The 20,596-nt window shown below is 52.3% G+C and carries 19 protein-coding genes and 1 tRNA gene; 7 read left to right on the top strand and 13 right to left on the bottom strand.

Features of this window, described 5'->3' with window-relative positions; all coding sequences use genetic code 11:
- Positions 1-25 precede the first annotated feature (25 nt).
- Positions 26-1,708, top strand: a complete 1,683-nt coding sequence (ilvD, locus tag QYC28_RS11720) for a dihydroxy-acid dehydratase (protein WP_149821036.1) — start codon at positions 26-28, stop codon at positions 1,706-1,708.
- Here ilvD and QYC28_RS11715 read toward each other — a convergent pair.
- The 9 genes from QYC28_RS11715 to QYC28_RS11675 all read right to left on the bottom strand — a co-directional run bounded on the left by QYC28_RS11715 (position 1,671) and on the right by QYC28_RS11675 (position 8,163).
- Positions 1,671-2,462 carry a cobalt-precorrin-6A reductase gene (locus QYC28_RS11715; protein ID WP_149821034.1) on the bottom strand — a complete coding sequence of 264 codons (792 nt, stop codon included), beginning with the start codon at positions 2,460-2,462 and terminating at the stop codon, positions 1,671-1,673. The two genes, ilvD and QYC28_RS11715, sit on opposite strands and share 38 nt — an antisense overlap.
- Complete coding sequence (locus QYC28_RS11710) at positions 2,463-2,639, bottom strand: hypothetical protein (protein ID WP_206200825.1); 177 nt, start codon at positions 2,637-2,639, stop codon at positions 2,463-2,465.
- A 21-nt stretch (positions 2,640-2,660) separates the two neighbouring features.
- Positions 2,661-3,623, bottom strand: a complete 963-nt coding sequence (locus tag QYC28_RS11705; protein ID WP_302679533.1) for an aldo/keto reductase — start codon at positions 3,621-3,623, stop codon at positions 2,661-2,663.
- 23 nt (positions 3,624-3,646) lie between these two features.
- Positions 3,647-3,913, bottom strand: a complete 267-nt coding sequence (locus QYC28_RS11700; protein ID WP_149821028.1) for a diguanylate cyclase — start codon at positions 3,911-3,913, stop codon at positions 3,647-3,649.
- A complete protein-coding gene (gene rsmD / locus QYC28_RS11695; protein WP_149821026.1) occupies positions 3,910-4,467 on the bottom strand; it encodes a 16S rRNA (guanine(966)-N(2))-methyltransferase RsmD in 558 nt (185 codons plus the stop codon). The genes QYC28_RS11700 and rsmD overlap by 4 nt, the downstream gene beginning before the upstream one ends.
- A 172-nt stretch (positions 4,468-4,639) precedes the next feature.
- Positions 4,640-5,170 carry a non-heme ferritin gene (gene ftnA, locus QYC28_RS11690; RefSeq protein ID WP_149821024.1) on the bottom strand — a complete coding sequence of 177 codons (531 nt, stop codon included), beginning with the start codon at positions 5,168-5,170 and terminating at the stop codon, positions 4,640-4,642.
- Entirely contained in the window at positions 5,136-5,384 is a 249-nt protein-coding gene (locus QYC28_RS11685; RefSeq protein WP_190278088.1) for a FeoC-like transcriptional regulator, read from the bottom strand. Before QYC28_RS11685 ends, ftnA begins: the two co-directional genes overlap by 35 nt.
- Positions 5,385-5,386: 2 nt before the next feature.
- A complete protein-coding gene (gene feoB / locus QYC28_RS11680) occupies positions 5,387-7,684 on the bottom strand; it encodes a Fe(2+) transporter permease subunit FeoB (protein WP_302679532.1) in 2,298 nt (765 codons plus the stop codon).
- A gap of 14 nt (positions 7,685-7,698) precedes the next feature.
- Positions 7,699-8,163, bottom strand: a complete 465-nt coding sequence (locus QYC28_RS11675; RefSeq protein WP_190278087.1) for a ferrous iron transport protein A — start codon at positions 8,161-8,163, stop codon at positions 7,699-7,701.
- 1,094 nt (positions 8,164-9,257) lie between these two features.
- Here QYC28_RS11675 and QYC28_RS11670 point away from each other — a divergent pair.
- The 3 genes from QYC28_RS11670 (at position 9,258) to QYC28_RS11660 (ending at position 10,263) form a co-directional block, all read left to right on the top strand.
- Positions 9,258-9,331, top strand: a tRNA-Pro gene (locus tag QYC28_RS11670).
- Between the two features lie 57 nt (positions 9,332-9,388).
- Positions 9,389-10,042 carry a DUF3318 domain-containing protein gene (locus QYC28_RS11665; RefSeq protein WP_286625803.1) on the top strand — a complete coding sequence of 218 codons (654 nt, stop codon included), beginning with the start codon at positions 9,389-9,391 and terminating at the stop codon, positions 10,040-10,042.
- Between the two features lie 2 nt (positions 10,043-10,044).
- The gene (locus QYC28_RS11660; protein ID WP_149821014.1) at positions 10,045-10,263 is read left to right on the top strand and encodes a hypothetical protein; all 219 of its coding nucleotides are present in this window, start codon (positions 10,045-10,047) and stop codon (positions 10,261-10,263) included.
- Positions 10,264-10,332: 69 nt separating this feature from the next.
- On the opposite strand, the gene QYC28_RS11655 is transcribed toward QYC28_RS11660, so the two are convergent.
- The gene (locus tag QYC28_RS11655) at positions 10,333-11,424 is read right to left on the bottom strand and encodes a chlorophyll a/b binding light-harvesting protein (RefSeq protein WP_149821828.1); all 1,092 of its coding nucleotides are present in this window, start codon (positions 11,422-11,424) and stop codon (positions 10,333-10,335) included.
- A gap of 228 nt (positions 11,425-11,652) precedes the next feature.
- Here QYC28_RS11655 and QYC28_RS11650 point away from each other — a divergent pair, with 228 nt between their 5' ends.
- Together QYC28_RS11650 and QYC28_RS11645 are read left to right on the top strand one after the other, a co-directional pair.
- On the top strand, positions 11,653-13,329 hold the full coding sequence (locus QYC28_RS11650; protein WP_302679531.1) for a diguanylate cyclase: 1,677 nt from the start codon (positions 11,653-11,655) through the stop codon (positions 13,327-13,329).
- Between the two features lie 68 nt (positions 13,330-13,397).
- Positions 13,398-14,042 (top strand): response regulator transcription factor, encoded by a 645-nt coding sequence (locus tag QYC28_RS11645; protein ID WP_149821010.1) that lies wholly within the window; start codon positions 13,398-13,400, stop codon positions 14,040-14,042.
- Positions 14,043-14,090: 48 nt separating this feature from the next.
- On the opposite strand, the gene QYC28_RS11640 is transcribed toward QYC28_RS11645, so the two are convergent.
- The 3 genes from QYC28_RS11640 to QYC28_RS11630 form a co-directional block, all read right to left on the bottom strand.
- On the bottom strand, positions 14,091-16,517 hold the full coding sequence (locus QYC28_RS11640) for a sucrose synthase (RefSeq protein WP_149821008.1): 2,427 nt from the start codon (positions 16,515-16,517) through the stop codon (positions 14,091-14,093).
- An 82-nt stretch (positions 16,518-16,599) separates the two neighbouring features.
- On the bottom strand, positions 16,600-18,030 hold the full coding sequence (locus QYC28_RS11635) for a sodium/glutamate symporter (protein ID WP_149821006.1): 1,431 nt from the start codon (positions 18,028-18,030) through the stop codon (positions 16,600-16,602).
- A gap of 54 nt (positions 18,031-18,084) precedes the next feature.
- On the bottom strand, positions 18,085-18,990 hold the full coding sequence (locus QYC28_RS11630; RefSeq protein ID WP_149821004.1) for an alpha/beta fold hydrolase: 906 nt from the start codon (positions 18,988-18,990) through the stop codon (positions 18,085-18,087).
- Between the two features lie 83 nt (positions 18,991-19,073).
- On the opposite strand from QYC28_RS11630, the gene sat reads away from it, so the two are divergent.
- Entirely contained in the window at positions 19,074-20,270 is a 1,197-nt protein-coding gene (gene sat / locus QYC28_RS11625) for a sulfate adenylyltransferase (protein ID WP_302679530.1), read from the top strand.
- The last annotated feature ends 326 nt before the right edge of the window (positions 20,271-20,596 follow it).

The raw sequence follows: 20,596 nt of genomic DNA, 5'->3' as shown, positions 1-20,596 counted from the left end.
CGTTTAGGCCGATCGCGAGAACACTATGGCAGAAAACTGGCGCAGTCGCATCATTACAGAAGGCGTTCAACGCACCCCCAACCGAGCCATGCTGCGAGCCGTGGGCTTTGGCGATGACGATTTCAACAAGCCGATTGTTGGGGTGGCCAGTGCCCACAGTACGATTACCCCTTGCAATATGGGGATTGCCGCCCTTGCCAGTCGCGCCGAAGCAGGCATTCGCGCAGCGGGGGGGATGCCGCAGTTGTTTGGCACAATTACGGTCAGCGATGGTATTTCCATGGGCACGGAGGGGATGAAATACTCCTTGGTCTCGCGGGATGTGATTGCTGATTCAATTGAAACCGCCTGTAATGCCCAAAGTATGGATGGGGTGCTGGCGATCGGTGGCTGCGACAAAAATATGCCCGGCGCGATGATTGCCATGGCACGGATGAACATTCCCGCCATTTTTGTCTATGGGGGCACGATTAAGCCCGGTCATTGGCAGGGTCAAGACCTGACGGTTGTTAGCGCCTTTGAAGCCGTGGGTCAGTTTAGTGCCGGCAAAATGGATGAGGCGACGCTCCATGCGATTGAACACCATGCCTGTCCGGGGGCGGGTTCCTGCGGCGGGATGTTCACGGCCAACACAATGTCCTCAGCCTTTGAAGCCATGGGCATGAGCCTGATGTACTCCTCAACAATGACAGCGGAGGATGCTGAAAAAGCCGACAATACAGAGTTAGCGGGCAAGGTGCTGGTGGAGGCGATTCGTAAGAATATTCGACCCCGCGATATTATCACCCGCAAATCCATTGAAAATGCCCTCAGTGTGATTATGGCGATCGGTGGCTCGACAAATGCCGTGCTGCACTTTCTGGCGATCGCCCACAGTGCCGAGGTTCCCCTCACCATTGATGACTTTGAAACCATTCGCCAGCGGGTGCCCGTTCTCTGCGATCTCAAGCCCTCGGGTAAATACGTGACTGCGGATCTACATCGGGCAGGGGGCATTCCCCAAGTAATGAAAATGCTCCTCAATGCTGGCTTGCTCCACGGGGATTGCCTCACGATTACGGGGGAAACCATTGCCGAGCGGCTGCGGGATGTGCCCAATACCCCCGACCCCAACCAAGAGGTGATTCGTCCGTTTGACAAGCCTCTCTACGCCACCGGCCACCTGACCATTCTCAAGGGTAATTTAGCCAGTGAGGGGGCTGTGGCCAAAATCTCCGGGGTGAAAAATCCCCAAATTACTGGGCCGGCCCGCGTCTTTGACTCCGAGGAAGCCTGTCTTGATGCCATTCTTGCCGGCAAGATCAACCCCGGCGATGTCATTGTCATTCGCTATGAAGGCCCTGTGGGTGGTCCGGGGATGCGAGAAATGCTGGCTCCCACCTCTGCCATTATTGGTGCCGGTTTAGGGGATAGTGTCGGCCTCATTACCGATGGTCGCTTCTCTGGTGGAACCTATGGCATGGTTGTGGGTCACGTGGCTCCGGAGGCGGCAGTGGGTGGGACGATCGCCCTTGTGGAGGAGGGAGACTCGATCACCATTGATGCCCATCAGCGGCTGCTGCAACTGAATGTCAGTGAGGAAGAACTGGCAGCGCGGCGGGCTAAATGGCAGCCCCCGGCACCTCGCTATACCCGTGGGGTATTGGCCAAGTATGCTAAGCTAGTGTCTTCTAGTAGTTTGGGGGCGGTGACTGATCGCTTTGTTTAGAGGTGGCTAATTCCTGCAAAAAGGCCTCGATACCAGCGCGATCGCTTGTTTGGCGCGGATAAACCATAGGCGGGCGTTGCAGTGTAATCAGCTTCACCCCCAGCTCACGGGCAATCGCCTGTTTGATCTGCTCACTCTCGGTACCCGAGGCCTTGGTCACCACCGTTGTAATCTGCCACTGTTGCCAGAGGGCGCGCTCTAACTCTCGCGATACGGGGGGGAAAATGGCAATTAAGCGCTGGCGATCGAACCCCGCCGCCAAGGCAGCCTCCAGTGCGCTTGTTGTGGGCAAAATCCGTGCAAAGAGGGTAGCCTGACGCTGGAGGGGCACAAAAGCTGCCAAATGTTTGACTCCTAGGGTCAGCAACACCCGCTCACCCATGAGGAGATTCCCTTGCAGCAGTGTTGGCAAATCAGTATAGATGCCAAGAACTGGCGGAAATGCTGGGCGTTCAAAGCGCAGGTAGGGCAAGCCAAATTCTTGGCTGATGGCAATGGCAAGGGCAGAGATTGCCACCGCAAAGGGATGGGATGCATCCACTACGGCTCGAATCGAATGTTGCTCGATAAACTCACGGGCACGCTCAGGGGTCAAGCGCTCGATATGGCAACTCAACAACGGATGCGCGTCATAAAGATGGCAGGCCGCCGCTGTGGTCACGCTCACCCAGCAGGGAAACCCTTGGCAGACAATTAATTGGGCAATCCAGCGACTCTCTTGGGTGCCGCCAATCAGCCAAATCGCCCCAGTCACCTAGCCCAGCAGTGCGCGGCGAAAGTTTTCCCGATAGGACTTATTCATGAGCAGCGGTAGCCACAGCACGCTGAGGACAAAGCGCGATTGTGTGTAGTACGTGCGGTGAAACCCTTGCCAAAAGCGCAGGGCAATTAAGAAGTAGAGAACAATTGCACCAAGACCAAGGAGTTCCATAAACACATTGGTGAATCTGAACTACCACTTCCACATTACTGGATTCTCCGGATCAAGGGTGGCGATGACTGGCTGGCTAATTTCATCGAGCATGGCCAAAATCGACTCATCCAAGTGGAGGTCAGCCGCTTTGATATTTTCTAGCACCTGCTCTGGATGGCGGGCACCAACAATGGCACAGGTTTGCGGTTGATGGAGTAGCCACGCCAAGGCTAAATTCCCTATCGTTGTGCCCAAGCTGGTGGCAATGGGCTTCATCAGTTCAATGGCTTCAAGGGCACGGGCGTAAGTTTCCCCCTGAAAAAGTTGGTTTTTGGCGCGGTTATCTTCGGGATCGAACTGGTGGCCGGGGCCAAAGCGACCCGTGAGTAACCCTTGAGCCAGAGAGGAGTAGGCCAAAACCGTAATCTCATGCTCAATACAGAAGGGGATGAGTTCTGTTTCTGCCCAACGCCAAAAGAGGGAATAGGGGGGCTGGACACTCTCAATGCGTCCGTACTGCATCGCCTCCGCCAGTTGAGCACGGGAAAAGTTGGAGACCCCAATGGCACGGATTTTGCCCGCCACTTGCAACTCCACCATTGCCTGCATGGTTTCCTCGATGGGCACGATTTCCGAGCCAAAGGAACCGGCGGGCCAGTGAATTTGGTAGAGGTCAATGTAATCAGTGTTCAGGTTGCGCAGCGATCGCTCGCAGGCGGCAATCACCTCTTTGTAGCGCAAGTGATTGGCAAAGACCTTCGTCGCATAGACACAGCGATCGCGCAAGTCTCCCACGGCGGCGGCCACAATCCGCTCTGAATGACCATCCCCATAGACCTCAGCCGTATCAATGGTGGTCATCCCTGCTTCGACAGCGGTACGAATCGTGCGAATGGACTCCTCATCTTCAATACCGACCCACCAGCGTTTGCCTGCTTGCCAAGTGCCAAGAATCAGCGGTGTAATTTGAATCTCTGTGCGGCCGAGGGGGCGAGTTTGCATAAGAAATCCCCATAAAGGAACCACTAACGAGGCACTGTGGGCGACTTGACAATGGGGCGGACAACAATGCGGTTGCGTTCTTGGCGTTTAGCATCGTAAAGCGCCTGATCCGCTGCGTTAAAAAGCTCTAAGGGAGAATCACTGCCCCCCGGAATCAGGGCTGCCACCCCAAAGCTGAGACTCACACAATGACTCGCTGAAGAATATTCATGGACAATGTACCGTGCCTGCATAGCCTCCTGCAACTGCCGTGCTACCAATTCAGCACCACCAATGTCTGTAAATGTCAATTTTTGTAACAAACCAAGAAGAGTACTGTTGTGCTGCCATAGGTTTTAATGCGTTGCTGCTGCCAGCCGATCGCTAGGATCGCCTCTAAATCTGGTGGATTTTTGGTGCGACACTCAACAGCAATTTCCCCCTTAGGGCTGAGACGCTCCTCCTGCCAAAGCAACTGGAGAACGGGTAGATATAAATCACCATTGTAGGGGGGGTCAAAGTAAATAAAGTCAAACTGCGGAATAGGGACTTGCGGCAATTTCTGGCGTACATCTCCCCGCAAAACCAGCGTGTGCTGATGGGGTTGGGCAACGGCTGACCAGTTGTCACGAATGACTTGGCAGGCTTGGGGAGACTGCTCAATACCCACTACCCACTGGGCACCCCGCAGCAGGGCTTCCGCTCCCATGGCACCGGTACCAGCACACAAATCCAGCCAGCAACATCCTTGGAGGCGACCCTGCCAGATATTGAAAATGGCTTGGCGGACTTTGGCACTGGTGGGTCGCGTACTGTGACCCGGCAGCGTTTTGAGCGATCGCTGGCCAGAAATTCGCAAAGGCATATTCTTTAACGTAACGGTTTTCGCCCAAAATAAAAAGCCCCGGGAGTCTTGCCGTGTTTCGACCCCGAGACTTTTGTTTGCGAATCACTCCTCACTACCTAAAAGATACTCTGAGTCCTTGGGCACTCCTATAGCGGCACATGACACTTTCTCAAGCGGCACCCTTTTCTCTTTAGGCTGCGGGTGTTGACTGCATTGTCGTGGTTCCTTTGGTTTGGGCAAGCCTGCCAATTTCCTGATCAATAAAGAAGAGTCCTTGCCCCTCCGTGCCAATCAGTTCAATTTTGTCAAGGATACTCTTGAACAAAAACTCTTCTTGGTGCTGCTCGGCCACATACCACTGCAAAAATTGCAACGTCGCATAGTCAGGCTCCGTATCCGCTAACTGCACTAACTCATTAATTTTGTGAGTCACAAACTGTTCATGCTCATAAACTTTACTGAACATCTCCTTCAGGGACTGAAATGTGTGTGGGGGAGCTTCCATACCGCCTAGGATTGCCAAGGCGCCGGTTTCATGCATGTAGTTCAAAAGCCGCCGCATGTGTGCCATTTCTTCATCAGCATGTTGACTAAGGAAGGCCGCACAACCCTCAAGGGCTTTGTGGGCACACCAAGAACTCATCTGCAAGTAGAGATGTGCTGAATAAATCTCAAGGTTGATTTGCTCATTGAGCCGGTTGGTCATTGCTTGGGATAGCATTGTTGATTCTCCATTCGTAAAGTTCAAGAGGGTAAGAGCCACACTGATAACAGCCGCCACAGTGGCTAGGGATGATTTTTTTCACCCGTCCTTTGCGGATGAGTTGGCTAAGGATCAGTTCAATCATCGCTGGCGGTACCTGAAAATGGGCAACCAATTCTTCCAAGGAAACCACGTGGTGCTTCTGAATATAGTCCTGTAGTTGTAAGAGCATAATCATGTCCCCTGTGGCGAGGAAAACCGCTGGCGATCGCCCCAATATTTCAAGGCCATGATTACCATCCCCATCACTGCCCCTAGAGCCAGTAACCAAATCAACGAGAACATCGGATGCGCCGCAAAGGTCATGAGTTGGTAGTAAGCAGTGGCGACCCAGTAGGCCAATCCCGTTGTCCAAGCCGCTACAAAGATGGTCCAGCCCAAATTGGTTTCTCGATAGACGGCGGCAGTGGCCGATACACAGGGAAAGTAGAGCAAAACAAAGAGCAGGAAGGCGATCGCTGCCGTTGTCGTGCCAAACCGTTGTGCCATCTGGCCAAATGTTGTGTAGTGCACGCTCTGAAGTTCAGCCGCTGCTTCGGGGTTATCTGCCTCTTGCAACACATGGAACCCTAAAGGATCAAGCACCCGTTGTCCCAGCTCACTGAGATTTTTGGGAATGCTGAGCACCGCTTCCTGCAATCCCTCCCAAACGGAAAAGGGTTCTTCTGGTGTATCCCCAGCTTCAGTGCTTTGAGCTTCTTGGCGAGCTAACTCTGTATAGAGGGCATCCATCGTTCCCACCATCACTTCCTTGGCAAAGATCCCCGTAAAGAGTCCCACGGTTGCTGGCCAGTTGTCGGACTGAATCCCCATTGGCGAGAAAATCGGCGTAATTTGGCGACTAAAGGCGCTCAAAATCGATTGAGTACTATCCTTTTGGCCAAAGCGACCATCGGTGCCGACAGAGTTGAGCAGTCCGAGAATGACGACAAGGATGACAATCATCTTGCCTGCTCGACTAAGAAAGGTTTTTAGCCGCTCCCAAGCCCGCAGCAGTACCCCTCTGAAGGTGGGTAAACGGTAGGGGGGCAACTCCATTACAAACGGAGCAATCTCTCCTTGAAAGAGGGTGCGCTTCATCAAGAATCCCGTGAAGATGGCTGCGGCAATTCCCACCACATAAAGCAAAAACACGATATTTTGGCCGTTGCGGGGGAAGAAAGCAGCAACAAACAGGGCATAGACCGGTAGGCGGGCACCACAGGACATAAAGGGATTCATCAAAATCGTCATCAGGCGATCGCGCCGATTCTCGAGTGTGCGGGTGGCCATAATGCCGGGGATATTGCAGCCAAAGGAAACCATCATTGGTACAAAGGACTTACCGGGTAAGCCGAGCCAGCGCATCAACCGATCCATGACAAAGGCTGCCCGTGCTAAATAACCAGAGTCTTCAAGAAGTGTGAGAAAAATAAAGAGCAAGCCAATTTGAGGAATAAATGTTGCCGTTGTTTGGATACCGCCCCCCACTCCCTCTGCCAGAAGACCAATGAGCCAACCGGGGGCATTGAATGTTTGCAGCACTTGGGTTGGCCAACCCACAACCAGCGTTCCGACACCAATATCAAAAAAGTCAATAAAGGCACCCCCCACATTAATTGAGATGAGAAACATCAAGTACATGACGGCCAAGAAAATGGGAATTCCCAACCAGCGGTTGAGTACAATGCGGTCAATGCGATCGGAGACTGTTGTTGTCAGGCGATCGCCCTGTTCCAGAACCTCAGCCATTAGGTGCTGAATCCAGCCATAGCGACTATCGGCAATCACAAGGTCTATGTCTTCTCCTAGGGTCTGGTGAATCCGCTCTCGCCATTGGCGTAGTGGTGCTACAACATCATTGGGAACTGATTCAATATATTGCAGCCAAGCCAAGGCCTGTGCCCGATTTTTGAGGCCTTGAGTCAGCAAATCAGCAATAGCCTCTTCAATCACAGAGGGTTGGGGCACACTAACGCTGGAAACAGGTGGTGCTGCCAAGGCGGTGCGAATAGTTTGCCGCAGTTGAGCAAAATGCTGTTGTTGTTTGGCACAAAAAGGCAGCACCGGCAGACCTAAGCGCTGGCTCAAGGCTGGGATATCCATCTTGATTTTGGCGGCACGAGCCACATCCATCATGTTGAGGACAAGGATGAGGGGGACTCCTAGATCAAGCAATTGCGATGTGAGGTAAAAATTGCGCTCTAAGTTAGCGGCATCCAGAATATTCACTACCAAGTCATATTCCCCCGCCAATAGAAACTTGCGGGCAATCTGCTCGTCTAAGCCAGTGCTATCCTCGGCATCGAGGGCATAGACCCCCGGTAGATCCACAACTTGGACAGTGATGTCGCGATCGCGATAGCGGCCTTCCTTGCGCTCAACAGTAACTCCTGGCCAGTTTCCCACCCGCTGATTTGCCCCCGTAAGACCATTGAAAATGGTTGTTTTGCCACAATTTGGGTTACCAATTAACGCAATTGTTGCTGCCATGTCACACTCCTTTGCTAGAGCAGATGGACTTTGAGAGCATCAGCTTCATCCTTACGCAAGCTCAAATGAAAGCCTCGCACCTTAATATCTGTGGGATCACCCAAGGGGGCATGGCGGACAACCTCAACTTCGGTGCCGGGGGTTAAACCCATGGCTAATAATTTGCGTTTGTAACTGGGGGTCGTAGGGGCATAGCCGATAATGCGCAGGCGAGCACCAATGGGGGCACTGCGTAGGTTTACAGCTGCCAATTCCAGCTCTTTGAGCAAGATGTTTTGGGCTAGCTCGTGGTTCACACAAAACCGCTTTGAGTCAAGAGCCACCATGACTGCCCCGCGATCGCCCCGATGGAGGATGCTAATTATTGCCCCCGGTGCCAAGCCCATCCCCAACAGTTGCTGGGTATTGTTGCACATTAATTTCATAATGCAGTAGCGATCGCCCACCTTAGCTTCGGCAAGGGAAATCAGCTTAGACATGCCACGTCTCCAGCGCTGTCTTTGAGAATGGGGGTCGGCGATATAGGTAAAGGGTGGCCACAAAGGTGATGACATATTGCATTAATGATTTTTTGAAAGCTAGTTATTGCATATAATTCTCAATTTATAGCACAGCTTTGCAGTGGCACCGTGACTTTAGCAAGTCTTAACCTATCTCCAATCATCCTAAGAGCTGGGTCTATTTGAAAGTTTTAGTGTGAATTTTGTCTTAAGTGAGATATTGAGACTTGCAATAAGTCTTTTATTGAGATGTTTAATCTCATAAGAGATTTTACAAAGAGCGTTTTTATGGATGCGCAAAGCTCCTGCAAGTCACGGCGATCAAATCCGCTCAAAACGACGAAAGTCCCTATGGGTTTAGAAATCACCCTTGCTCATAAAGGCAGCTTGAAAATTTGCCTAAGTTTTGTCGTTAGCCAAGTTTTGATGCTGTTTTTCTGCCATTGGGTCATCTCCGCCTCGATAAAACAAATGAACAGGCCAGCGAGGTCAGAGCTTCTGATTTTCAAGTAGCGTTTGAACTCATTGGTTTTTTCAGGTCAGTGGGGTAAGGTGTCATCCCCCGTTCCCAGCGCTTTGGCAGCAACGATTAAATCGTAGTAATCGGTGTACCACACCTGCGGATCGTCCATGTCGGGAAAAAGCCGAGCGTTGCCAATCAGGTAAAGAAGAGCGACTAGGATCGTTTTTCTGGTGCGGTAGAGCTGTCTCGGCGGTCAATGTTCTGCTGTGAGCAGATGAACAAGACGAATCAGGGCAAACACGCGACTTAAGGCGATCTCGAAGTCTGACCGTACTTGAGAGGGGGGATGTTCTTCTCCTTAAGGTTTACAGTTGCCATCCCCAGAGACAAGCGTTGGTATCGAACCCTTGGAAAACCGCTCTACTGGACGGGTTCGGTTTGACCGATTGTGGGTGCCGCAATAAAGCAGATTCCTAAAACTGTCTCTTAGTGGGAGTTTTCAGTGCCCTAGTTTGGATGTTGGACTAAAATTGGCCTAAATTTCCTTGCCCTGTAACCCCCACATTTCCATTGAGGAAAAAGCCAGCAGATGCTATCTTAGATAAGTTATCGGGATGTAGCGCAGCTTGGTAGCGCACTTCGTTCGGGACGAAGGGGTCGCAGGTTCAAATCCTGTCATCCCGATTGGTCAGCCTTCAACTGTTAAGATAGGTAATACATACCCTAGGATTGTGTTGTGCTATGACCTCGGCTGCATCCTCAGTTGCCCGTTCTGACTTAGCAGAATTGCGTCGTCTCAAGTCTCTCTTGCCACCAGAGCTGCAAAGCTGGGTGATGATTGAACCAGCTAGTGGGGTGAATCCTCCCCTCATTACCTGTGAAGAAATTGGCAAGGATGAGGTGGAGATTCAAATTGATTTAGCCCGTTGGGATCAATTGGCCAAGGATCAGCGCAATCTCCTCTTTTGGCATGAGGTCGCCCGCATTCAAAATGACACGATTCCCCGCGATGGCTGGGAGATGGCAGCACTGGCGATTGGTTTAGGGGGTGCTGTGGGAGAACTCTGGGTGCAGGATGGCCTGTTGCTGCTGCTTGCCCTTGGGCTGTGTGGCTTTTCGGGCTGGCGGCTCTACCAGCGCAATAATGGTGAAAAGGTTCTCAAGGAAGCCATTGCTGCTGATGAGCGGGCGATCGCCCTTGCGACTCGTTTTGGCTATGAACTCCCCAACGCCTACAAAAGCCTTGGCAGTGCCCTCAAGCTCTTGATTGAGCAAGCCCCCAATCGCCGTCAACGCAAACGCTATGAACTGCGTCTGCAAGCACTGAAAAAGAGCGCAGCTAAAGCAAAAGCGCGCATGCAGGCCATGCAAAACGACACCCCAGCAGAATCTTAATCATGGCTCGCCTAAAACGCCAACTGCTGCTACCAACCCTCATTCTCCTATGGACAGTGGCCAGTCTAGGGTTTATGGCGCAGTGGGATTTACATCCTGTCCTGCGGTATTATGGCTGGGTCTTCACGGCGCAAGTTGCTTTTTTGATTTTCTTTGCGCCAGCGATCGCGCGACAGCTTAGGGGTACCAAACGTTCCCCAAAAAATGAAAGCCTGCCTTAAATTCATAAAAAACCCTCGATCGCTCTGACCGAGGGCAGCCCCTATGGCTCAAGAGGAAAACTATTGCAATTAATTTTCAAGAGCTGGATTGAGAAAAGTTTCTAATTGCCTGAAATTAAATCCCATGGCGCGCAGGGCATGCCAAAGGTGACCCTGTAGGAAGAAAAAGGCAAGGAAGAAGTGGGCATTGGCCAACCAAGCCCGTGGGGTATGCTGCCCAAGGGGCAAGTCAATCGTGTCGGCAAAATAGGGAGCAACTCCCAGTTTCACTTCTAGGGGTGGCCCATAAAACTCTACGGGATAGGCGAGGGTATTCACCGCACAAAAATAGGCCGCTACAAATCCGGCGAGGGCAATGCCGCCAAGGGAGTAGGAAAGGATAGCTTCAGCATTAAACATCAGCACTTTTCGCGCCCAAGTCAGCGGTGGTACCAAAATATGCCAAATGCCCCCTCCAATGAGCAAAAGGGCGACGTAGATATGCCCGCCCACAAGGTCTTCCAAATTGTTAATACTGGCGAAGTGGGTTTGATAGCCATAGATGACAAAGGGATCCAAGGTGGGCTGGGTGACAAGGCGTACCGTTTGCAAATTGGCATCGTACAACCCGCCCCAGATTGTTGCTTTGAGCACCAGTAGCAGGGCACCGAACCCCAAGAAGAGCAAATGGTGTCCCAAAATGATTCCCAGTTGCTTTGGATCATCCCAGCGGAAGTGGAAACGGCGCGCCCGGCCACTGGCAGTACTCAGATCCTGAGGGGCACGAAAGGTATGAAAGAGTGCACCGGCACCCAGCACGGCTGAGGAAATGAGATGCACTGTGCCAATGACAAAGTAGGGGTACAAATCCACAACTTTACCGCCCTCGCCAATGCCAAACCCTAAGGTCGCCAGATGGGGCAGCAAAATCAAGCCCTGTTCCCCCATGGGTAGATCGGGTTTGTATTGGGAAATTTCGTAGAGCGTAAAGGCACCCGCCCAAAATACAGTTAGCGCTGCTTGCGCCACATGGGCGGCAATGAATAGGCCTGAGAGGTTCACAAATCGGGCATTGCCTGCCCACCAGTCGTACTTGACATTGGCTTGGCCATAGGTTTGTAAACCTGCACCTGTTGGTGGTGGTGTAGTCACAGAGGTTGGGGATTCACTGGCGATCGCCATACATTCCTCCTTCGATAAACGCATAATATCGACGCTGAACTTATTGAGGATAAATCTCAATAAAGCCTAGGCCTACTATAGCATCACTGTTGAGAATTATTAGCATCTGGCAAGGATAAAATGTAAAGATATGTAACTACCCTCCAGCGGCAATCTGTATCTCCGAGAACTTGAGCAAGATCAAGCCAAGGCAGTAGGGTAATAGCAATAGGCTGTTGGCGGGCAAGTATGGCCATTTTGCTTTATCACGACGACGTGGCAACGGCAGCAACGTTGGTCTCCATTTTGACCACTGCGGATCATCGGGTGGATGTCGTTGCTCGCTCTGAAGACCTCTGGGGACTATTGGCCAGTAGTCGCTATCACCTATTGATTGTGGATGAGTCCCATTTAGGCACGGCAGTTGAGGCCTTTTGCCAGCAGGTGCGCGATCGCGGGTTTCAGGAACCGATTTTGATCCTGACGCGCAAGGATTGGCCAACCCAGCCAGAAACCCAAGTGATTTATTACCACTACCCCTGCTCGCCCGCTGCCCTTCTTGAAATTGTCCAGCAACTCCTCAGCGCGATCGCCACCTCCAAACCTGACAATCATAACGACTCAGGCCTGCCCCTTGTCCTGCACATTGACAACGACGCCGAGTTAATTCGCTCCCTTGAGGAGCACTCCGTTGATGGTGGGTTCCGCTACGTCGCTATGGATAGCTGGCCGCTGGTCAACACCTTACTTGAGGAATGCTGGCCCAATGCTGTCATTCTCAATCCTGAAGTGATGCCTGATGAGGTAACCACCCGCGAGTTCTTGCAGCAGTTGCGGCAACATCGTCCCTCCATCCCCGCCCTAGTATTTACTGCCCGTGACACCTGGCGCGATCGCCTCGCCGCCATTCGCCTTGGCTCGCGGATCACCTTGAGTAAGCCTGTTGATCTTGAGCGACTCTTGCAGACTCTCGAACAGTTACTGCAACCTCAAGAAATGACCTCCGCTAGTATCCTGACCGTGGATGATGACGCCGTCACCCTAGCCATCTTGAAACGGCTCTTGGAACCCTGGGGAATGAGTGTCACCTCCCTTCAGGATCCCGATCAATTTTGGGATGTCCTAGAGGCCACCAACCCCGAATTGGTCATTCTCGATGTCCAGATGCCCGGTATTAACGGCCTAGAACTCTGCCAAGTGGTGCGCAATGATCCGCGCTGGAACCAGCTGCCAATTCTCTTTCTCACCGCAACCACCGATCCAGCCCTCGTCACCCAACTCTTTGCCGCTGGCGCCGATGATTTTGTTAGCAAGCCAATTGTCGGCCCTGAGCTAATGACGCGGATCATCAATCGCCTAGAGCGTACTCGCCTCCTGAAACGCTTGGCAGAGGTAGATCCCCTCACGGGATTGAGCAATCGTCGTAAAGCCACAGAAGAGATTGAACGCTTTTTGACCCTTGCCAACCGCCAACAACAAACCCTTTGCATTGCTGTTTTAGATTTAGACCATTTCAAACGTATTAATGACACCTATGGCCATGACGTTGGGGATCAGGTATTGGTAACCACTGCCCGCATGCTGCGACAGTCCCTACGGATGGAAGATGTGGTTGCTCGCTGGGGTGGCGAAGAATTTTTAATTGCCCTCTATGATATTTTCCTTGATGTGGCCAAACACCGCCTTGCCATCTGTTTACAGCGATTGCGGAATCACACCTTCCACGCCCCCAACCATGACAGCTTCAAGGTGAGTTTTAGTGCCGGCATCAGTCAGTTTCCCACCCATGGACAGAGTTTACTGCAACTAGTGAAGATAGCGGATGACGCCCTCTATGCCGCTAAGGCAGCAGGACGTTCTCAGATTGTCATCGCACCAAAAGAGGCTGCCCCAGAATTTGCCAACGCTTCCTCCCCAGAGGAATAAGCTATCCTAAAGGAGCACACTCATTCTTAGTAAGACTTGGCGTCAGCACCGTTAACTGCTCTGAATGTATGAACCTTGAGGCTTCCCCTGCGCAAAATGCCACGATTTTACTGGTGGATGACGACCCTAATCTTGTCCTCTTGGTCAAGGATTACCTTGAGATGCAGGGGTATCGTGTACTGACGGCAGCCCATGGCAACGAAGGTCTGGCAATTCTGCAGCAGCAGACGCCCGACTTAATTATTTGTGATGTGATGATGCCCCAGATGGATGGCTATAGCTTTGTCAGTGCAGTGCGACAACAAACACACCTCAGTTGGTTACCGGTGCTCTTTCTCTCGGCCAAGGGGCAAACCCACGATCGCATTAAGGGGCTGCAAACGGGGGGGGATGTTTACTTGGTCAAGCCCTTTGAACCGGATGAACTCTTAGCCCAAATCCAAGCCCTCCTCAAACAAACCGCTCGCCTACGGGAAGCCCAAGGACTGCAATCGCCGCCTGTGCCCACCCCACCCCCCGGTGTCGAACTCACCCCCACAGAAACGCGAATTCTCCAATACGTCGCTCGGGGCATGTCGAATCGTGAAATTGCTGCTGAGCTACACGTGAGTCAGCGCACGGTGGAAAGCCACGTCAGCAATATGCTGGGGAAAACAGGCTGCCACAATCGTACTGAATTGGCTCGCTGGGCGATCGATTACCATTACGTGTAACATACTCTCGACGATCGCGGGGCTTCCCGCCTAGTCGCTAAACCCATATCACCGCTGCATGTGTTCTGCCAATAGGGCTTGGGCGCGGGGTTTATAGAGCAGATAGAAGAGTGCCTCCATATAGCGCATCATGTCTTCGCGGTTTTCTTGGGAAGAGAAGTTCCAGAAGCCGTAAATCTTGGCGAGGGAGAGCAGGCGTGTGCAGTGAATTTTCCAAGTGTAGGTGCTGTAGACCCGCTGGATACCCGCTTTGGAAATTCGTTGCCACTGCTGCGGATCGCGATCGCAAGCCTCTATAAAGCGGAGGATAGTCTCCGCCATTTCTTCTAGGTGGGTTGGGTTGATATAAAAACCATTCACCCCATCTTGGATAATTTCCAGAGGGCCACCAAAGCGGGTACCAAAGGTGGGCAGACCACTGATCATGGCTTCCAAAATCGTCAGGCCAAAAGCTTCAAACAACGCCGGCTGGACAAAAATCCCTTGGCGATCGGCAATGATGCGGTAAATTTCCCCCGAATCTGCTTTCGGTAAACGAATCCCTAGCCAGCGAATTTTGCCATGGAGATTGTACTCGTGGATGATTTGATAGAGCTTCTCAATTTCGGCGATTTCCTCGCGATCGCTGGAGTCTTCGGTACGCAATTTCCCTGCCACCAAAATTAAATTACAGCGCTCTTGCAGTGCTTTGCTGCGGCCAAAGGCCTCTGCCAGTCCTGTGAGGTTTTTAATGCGATCCAGCCGTGCCATCGAAAAGAGAGGGCGTTTTTCGGGATACTCTAAGTGACCGTAGATCTGCTGCGGATCCTCAAGGGTAAAGAGCAATTCCTCCAATCGCTGGCGATCGCCCTCTAGCCGCTCCGTGTAGTGGTAGTAGGGAAAGTAAACCTGTTCATTCACCCCCGGTGGCACCACATTAAATTTCGGGCTAAAGAGTTCAATGCCATTCACCACATGGTACAGGTCAGGCATCGTAAAGGATTGATAGGACTCGTACTGGCCAATACTGTCGGGTGTGCCCACAATCTCTTGGTAGGTGCTGCTGATGATAAAGTTGGCAGCATTCATGGCAATCAGATCCGCCGTAAATTGCATCGAGAAGTGATATTTATCCTCTAAGTCCTGCCAGTAGAGGTTACTAAAGAGGTATTTAGATTTCTCGAGGGCATGGGCAATGTTGCATTGGGTCACCTTCATTCGCCGCGCCAGCAAAAAAGCCACCAAGTTGCCATCGGAATAGTTACCAATAATTAAATCGGGCACATGGCCAAATTCCGCCCGCAACTCCCGCTCCGCGTCAATGGCAAAGGTTTCCAAATAGGGCCAGATTTCAAAGCGAGAAATCCAGTTTTGGGTCACCTTGGGATTAAATTCCCGAAACGGCACCCGCAGGATCCAAGCGTTGTTGGTGCCGTAGATTTTCTCTAGGCGTTGGTTGCACAGCGTTCCTTCGGCATTGGGAATCAGGCGAGTCAGGACAATAATTTTAGGCCGTGCCTCCAGTACCCCCAGCCCTGCCAGTTCTAAATCCTCCCGCATTTGTTTTTCAAGGCTTTTCACTTGATCGAGGATATAGACCACCTGCCCGCCGGTGTCGGGTCGCCCCAGCACCCCCTCTTGGCCAAACCAGCCGTGGGGAGAAATGAGGGCAATGCGAAAGAGCATCGGAATCCGCGAGACAAAGGCCTCTAGCACTTGGTGATCGGGCGAATCCAAGAGTTGATCTAAAATTTCTAGGGTGTCGCGTACCCGTGCCGCCGTATTGCCCCAACCCGGTTCAAAGCCCAGATTTTGGAGTTCAAAGCGAAACTCACTGTAGGCCTCGTCGGAGGCGCGATCGCTCAAGGCCACAAGAGCTTGCTTCACCTGTTCTGAGAGGTGCTGAGGAGAGCGAATCCGCTCATTAATCAGGAGTTGATAGCCGTTGTAGCGGTGAATTTGCAAAAAGTTAAAGAGGTTCTGCTGCCACTGGCGCGGATCTTGGAAAAGTTTACTAGATAAGTAACGGTTGAGAAATTCCACCCCCTTACCGATATTCTTGGCATCACGGATGATCGGCGAGTAGTCATAGAAGGGCTGGACATCAATTTCAAAAACATCCCCCTCGTTGGGATGGTACCGATTCACTAGGCGATCGCGCAGATCCAGTAGCTCTGGAATCGTCATTGGCACGATCGTCAAATCCTCCACCAGCAGCCGACATACCTCCTGCTGCGCAATCCGTGGCCGAATAATCCAACACAGACTCTCATTGTCGACAATGATCTCTTGGGTGTAAAACACCAGCTTGCTGAGGCGGGATTCGAGGGGCGTGGGGACAGGGCGATCGAGGGCGCGACAGTAATCTGCAAAGGCGCCCAGAATATCATTGCGCAGCAGATAGCGTTTTTCCCCTAGTTGTAGGATGCGTGAAAACTGACGCAGATCGGCACGTTCATCACTTTCAACAACGGATTCGAGGAGGACAGAGGTCATCGGCAAACTCACAACACGGCTTTTACCTGAGACGGCACAGCGGCTCAAGTCGTTTCTATTCTAGGTTTCTCCCTGAATACGGTCAATTTTGCGCCAGCGATGGCCGGATTTGGCCATAGTTCCAAAAACCAAACCACAACCACAGCAACAATAGCGCACCTGTCAATCCCAGCAGCGGCACAAGGCCAAAATTACGGATCAAAATCGGTGCTGCCGCCGTAAATAAGCCACCGCCGACAATTGGCTCAAAGAGAATTTGCTTGTAGGCAAAACTTTCCAGTGCCCCCGATTGGTTGTGGGGATCCACCATACGAATCAGCAATAGTCCAGTAGATGTCACCCCCATTGATTGCCCCATGTCGCCAATTCCCCGCTCAAACCAGAACATGGGCAAAATTCGCGGCGCTAAATAGAGCATGACAAAGAGATTCCAAGCAATTCCCCCCACACTCAAGAGGAGAAAGGGAATGAGATTTTCACCAATGGCGGCTAAAGAGAGGGTGGCCAAGGCGGTAATAATCGTCACATCCAAGGCGACACCGCCAATATGGTTAATCAGTGGCCGGCTAATCAGGTACTGTTTGCGCCAACGGGTCAGGATGAGCTGCACAATAATGCCACCGATCAGCGCCAAGGGAAATAGGGGCACATAGGCCATGAGCTTTAAACCCGTTTGTCCCCAAGTGAGACGCTCTAGGAGTCGCAGCGCTTCAAGAATCACCCAGCCCACAATAATCGCCAAACCCACAAAACAGAAATTTAATGACAAAGGATCAATGAGTAACTCCCGCAGCAGTTGTCGCCGCCGTTGCCGTGTTTCTAGGTCATCGTGGGGATGAAGGTCGAGATTCTCCTCGGTTTCAGAGTCCACCAAGGGTTTGATCTGCAAGCGCCCTGTGCGCCGTGCCCAGTTGATCAGTGCTACTCCAAAAACCACCCCAGAGACTAAGCCCACAGTGGCCAAGCCCAAGGCCATATCAGCCCCAGCGGTAAAGTTTAACTCCCTAAAGGTATCGGCCATGCCGGCGGCAGTGCCATGCCCCCCCTCAAAGCTGATCTCAATCAGGGCACCAGCAATTGGATCCATGCCAAAGACAGGAGTGAGAACGAGCAACGTCAGCAGCAGCCCCACCACGTATTGCCCCCAAGCCAAAATCTGACCAAAGGCCACCTGCGGCGAAGCTTTCTGCCAAATTTCCCGAGGGCTAGGGATGATCTCCCCTAGAAATAGACAGGCAAAAACTATGTTGATGAAAATGCTGGAGGACTGCTGCCAAACTTCGAGGATGTCTTCGGCAAAAAGACCGTTCCCTAAACCGGAGTTGGGAGCAATTTGACTGGCGATCGCCCCCAGCACACTAGGGCCAAGAATGAGTCCCAAAACGCCCGCAATGACTGAACTGGGCATATAGAGCGATCGCATCAGTACCCAACGCTGCCGCACGATTCGCCCCAAGAGTAGCAAAACACCAATAAAAATAAACGCCCAGAAAACCGTAATCAGCCTAAACATCCGCCATGCCAACTCTGAAGATTGTCGTGATCATAGAGCCTGCAACCGTAGGACTCAACCCCTTGCCAGTCTGTGGCTGCGCAACCAATCCAAAATCAGGCCATTGACGCGATCGGGCTGCTCATCGTGGGGGCAGTGACCGGTTTGATCTAGCTCCACCACTTGCATTCTTGGCTGTGCCTGTTGAAACCGTTGACTTAGCGCAGGCGGGATGAAGCGATCCTGTTTGCCCCAGATCAGCAATAGGGGTTGGGACACCGTTTTGAGCATCGTTTTAGCACTGGGGCCAAAGTCTGTACGACTCATGGCGCGGGTTATTTGCACAAAGGCGCGATCGCTACCATCGTCATAGGCAGGCGTGAGCAGGATTTCCAATAATTCATCATCCACACAATCAGGGTTGGCGTAGGCCAATTGTGCCCAACGCTTGACAATGAAGGGACGGCGAATCGCGTAAAAAAGGGTGCGCAGCAGCCAAGGAGCCGTAAAAATCTGTTCAATTCCGCTCACCAGGGGGGCGATCGCCCTCGGAATCAACTCCTCGCGCACCGCTGGATCGGGCAGACTCAGCATCACCACCCCTGCCGCCATCTGCGGATAGCGATAAGCACAGGTCAGGGCAATCAACGCCCCAATGGAGTTGCCAACAATCACCGCTGGCTGCCCGACAATCTTCTGCCAAAAGGCATGAACCTGAGCCGCCCAAAACTCAGCCCCATAGGCCGCAATGGGCTTTTCTGCTGCCCCCAACCCCATCAAATCAAGGGCATAGGTCGGCTGATGCTCTCCCAAGAGCCGCAAATTGTATCGCCAGTGCCCTAGAGAAGCCCCAAAGCCGTGGAGCAAGATCACTGGAGACCCCCCATGAGCGGGTCGCCAAAAACTATAGCGACTCTGCCATCCCCGCCAGCACCACTCCCGCTCGACGCCATAACGATAGGGGTCTACCAGTTGTCTCATGCACCTATTCGTCCAATAATGACTTCTATCTTAGTTATGAAGTTTTGCAACAGGTTCATCCAGCCCCAAAAAGGAGTTCGACCTTGAGTCCATCAGCAACAGTACAGACAAAGGATGCGATCGCCCCCCACGGCGGTATCCTCGTCAATCGTATTCTCTCCCCCGAACAAAAACAGGCGTGGCTCGCCCGTGCCGATCAATTGCCCCGCATTACCCTTGATGAACGCGCTGTCTCCGATTTAGAACTCATCGCTATTGGTGGCTTTAGTCCCCTGACCGGCTTTATGGGACAGGCCGACTATGAGCGAGTGGTCGAAGAAATGTACCTTGCCAATGGGTTGCCTTGGTCAGTTCCCATTACCCTCTCCGTCAGTGCGGAGGTGGCGGCTCCCCTAGAAATTGGCCAAACCATTCGCCTCGATAACGCAGCCGGTCAGTTTTTGGGAATTCTTGAACTCACCGAAAAATACACCTACGACAAACGCCGTGAGGCGCGCTGTGTCTATCGCACCGAAGATGACAAACACCCCGGCGTCAAAGTGGTCTATGAACAGGGAGAAGTCAACCTTGCAGGCCCGATTTGGCTCCTAGAGCGGCATCCCCATCCCCAATTCCCCAACTATTGTATTGATCCGGTGGATTCCCGTACCCTCTTCCGTGAAAAAGGTTGGCGCACCATTGTGGGGTTCCAGACCCGCAATCCGATCCACCGCGCCCACGAATATATCCAAAAATGTGCCCTTGAAATCGTCGATGGTCTCTTTTTGCATCCCCTCGTAGGTGCCACCAAGGAGGATGACATTCCCGCCGATGTGCGGATGCGCTGCTATGAAATCATGCTCGAGCACTACTTCCCCAAAGATCGGGTGATTCTGGCCATTAATCCGGCAGCGATGCGCTATGCAGGGCCACGGGAAGCGATTTTCCATGCCCTCGTCCGCAAGAACTACGGCTGTACCCATTTCATTGTTGGTCGCGATCACGCGGGTGTGGGGGACTACTACGGCACCTACGATGCCCAACATATCTTCGATGAATTTGATCCAGCGGCCTTAGGCATTATTCCCTTGAAATTTGAGCATGCCTTCTACTGCACCCGCACCCAGTCTATGGCCACCAGTAAAACCAGTCCCAGCAAACCCGAAGAGCGCATTCACCTCTCAGGGACAAAGGTACGGGAAATGCTGCGCCGGGGCGAATTGCCACCTCCAGAGTTTTCACGGCCAGAAGTAGCAGCAGAACTGGTACGCGCCATGCGACAACCGCAACTCACGCCATAACCTAAACATAAAACGAGGGGGTCAAGCTGACGGCAGCAAGACCCCTAACGAAGTTAGCAATGACGAAGTAACTCAACAACTAACGTGGACAAGACGTGGTTTTAGCTGGCGATCCAAACCCCCACTAGGCGATCTCAACCGATCAAGCTTGGAGCATGGACACTAGGTAATGAATTGCTGTCAACGTTGACGACCTTGGATACTGGGAGGTTACCTAGCTTTGCCTTAACTCCCATGGACGACAGGATGGGGACTTCGGCAGTAACCACACAAACGATAAGGCTGGATAAAGCGAGAAGACAACTATACAACGGTGAAGCTCAAAG

It is taken from the genome of Thermosynechococcus sp. HY596 (genome assembly GCF_030518715.1).
GTDB lineage: Bacteria > Cyanobacteriota > Cyanobacteriia > Thermosynechococcales > Thermosynechococcaceae > Thermosynechococcus.
The sequence above is the reverse complement of the archived record's forward strand: the minus strand, read 5'-3'. Positions and strand labels throughout refer to the sequence as shown.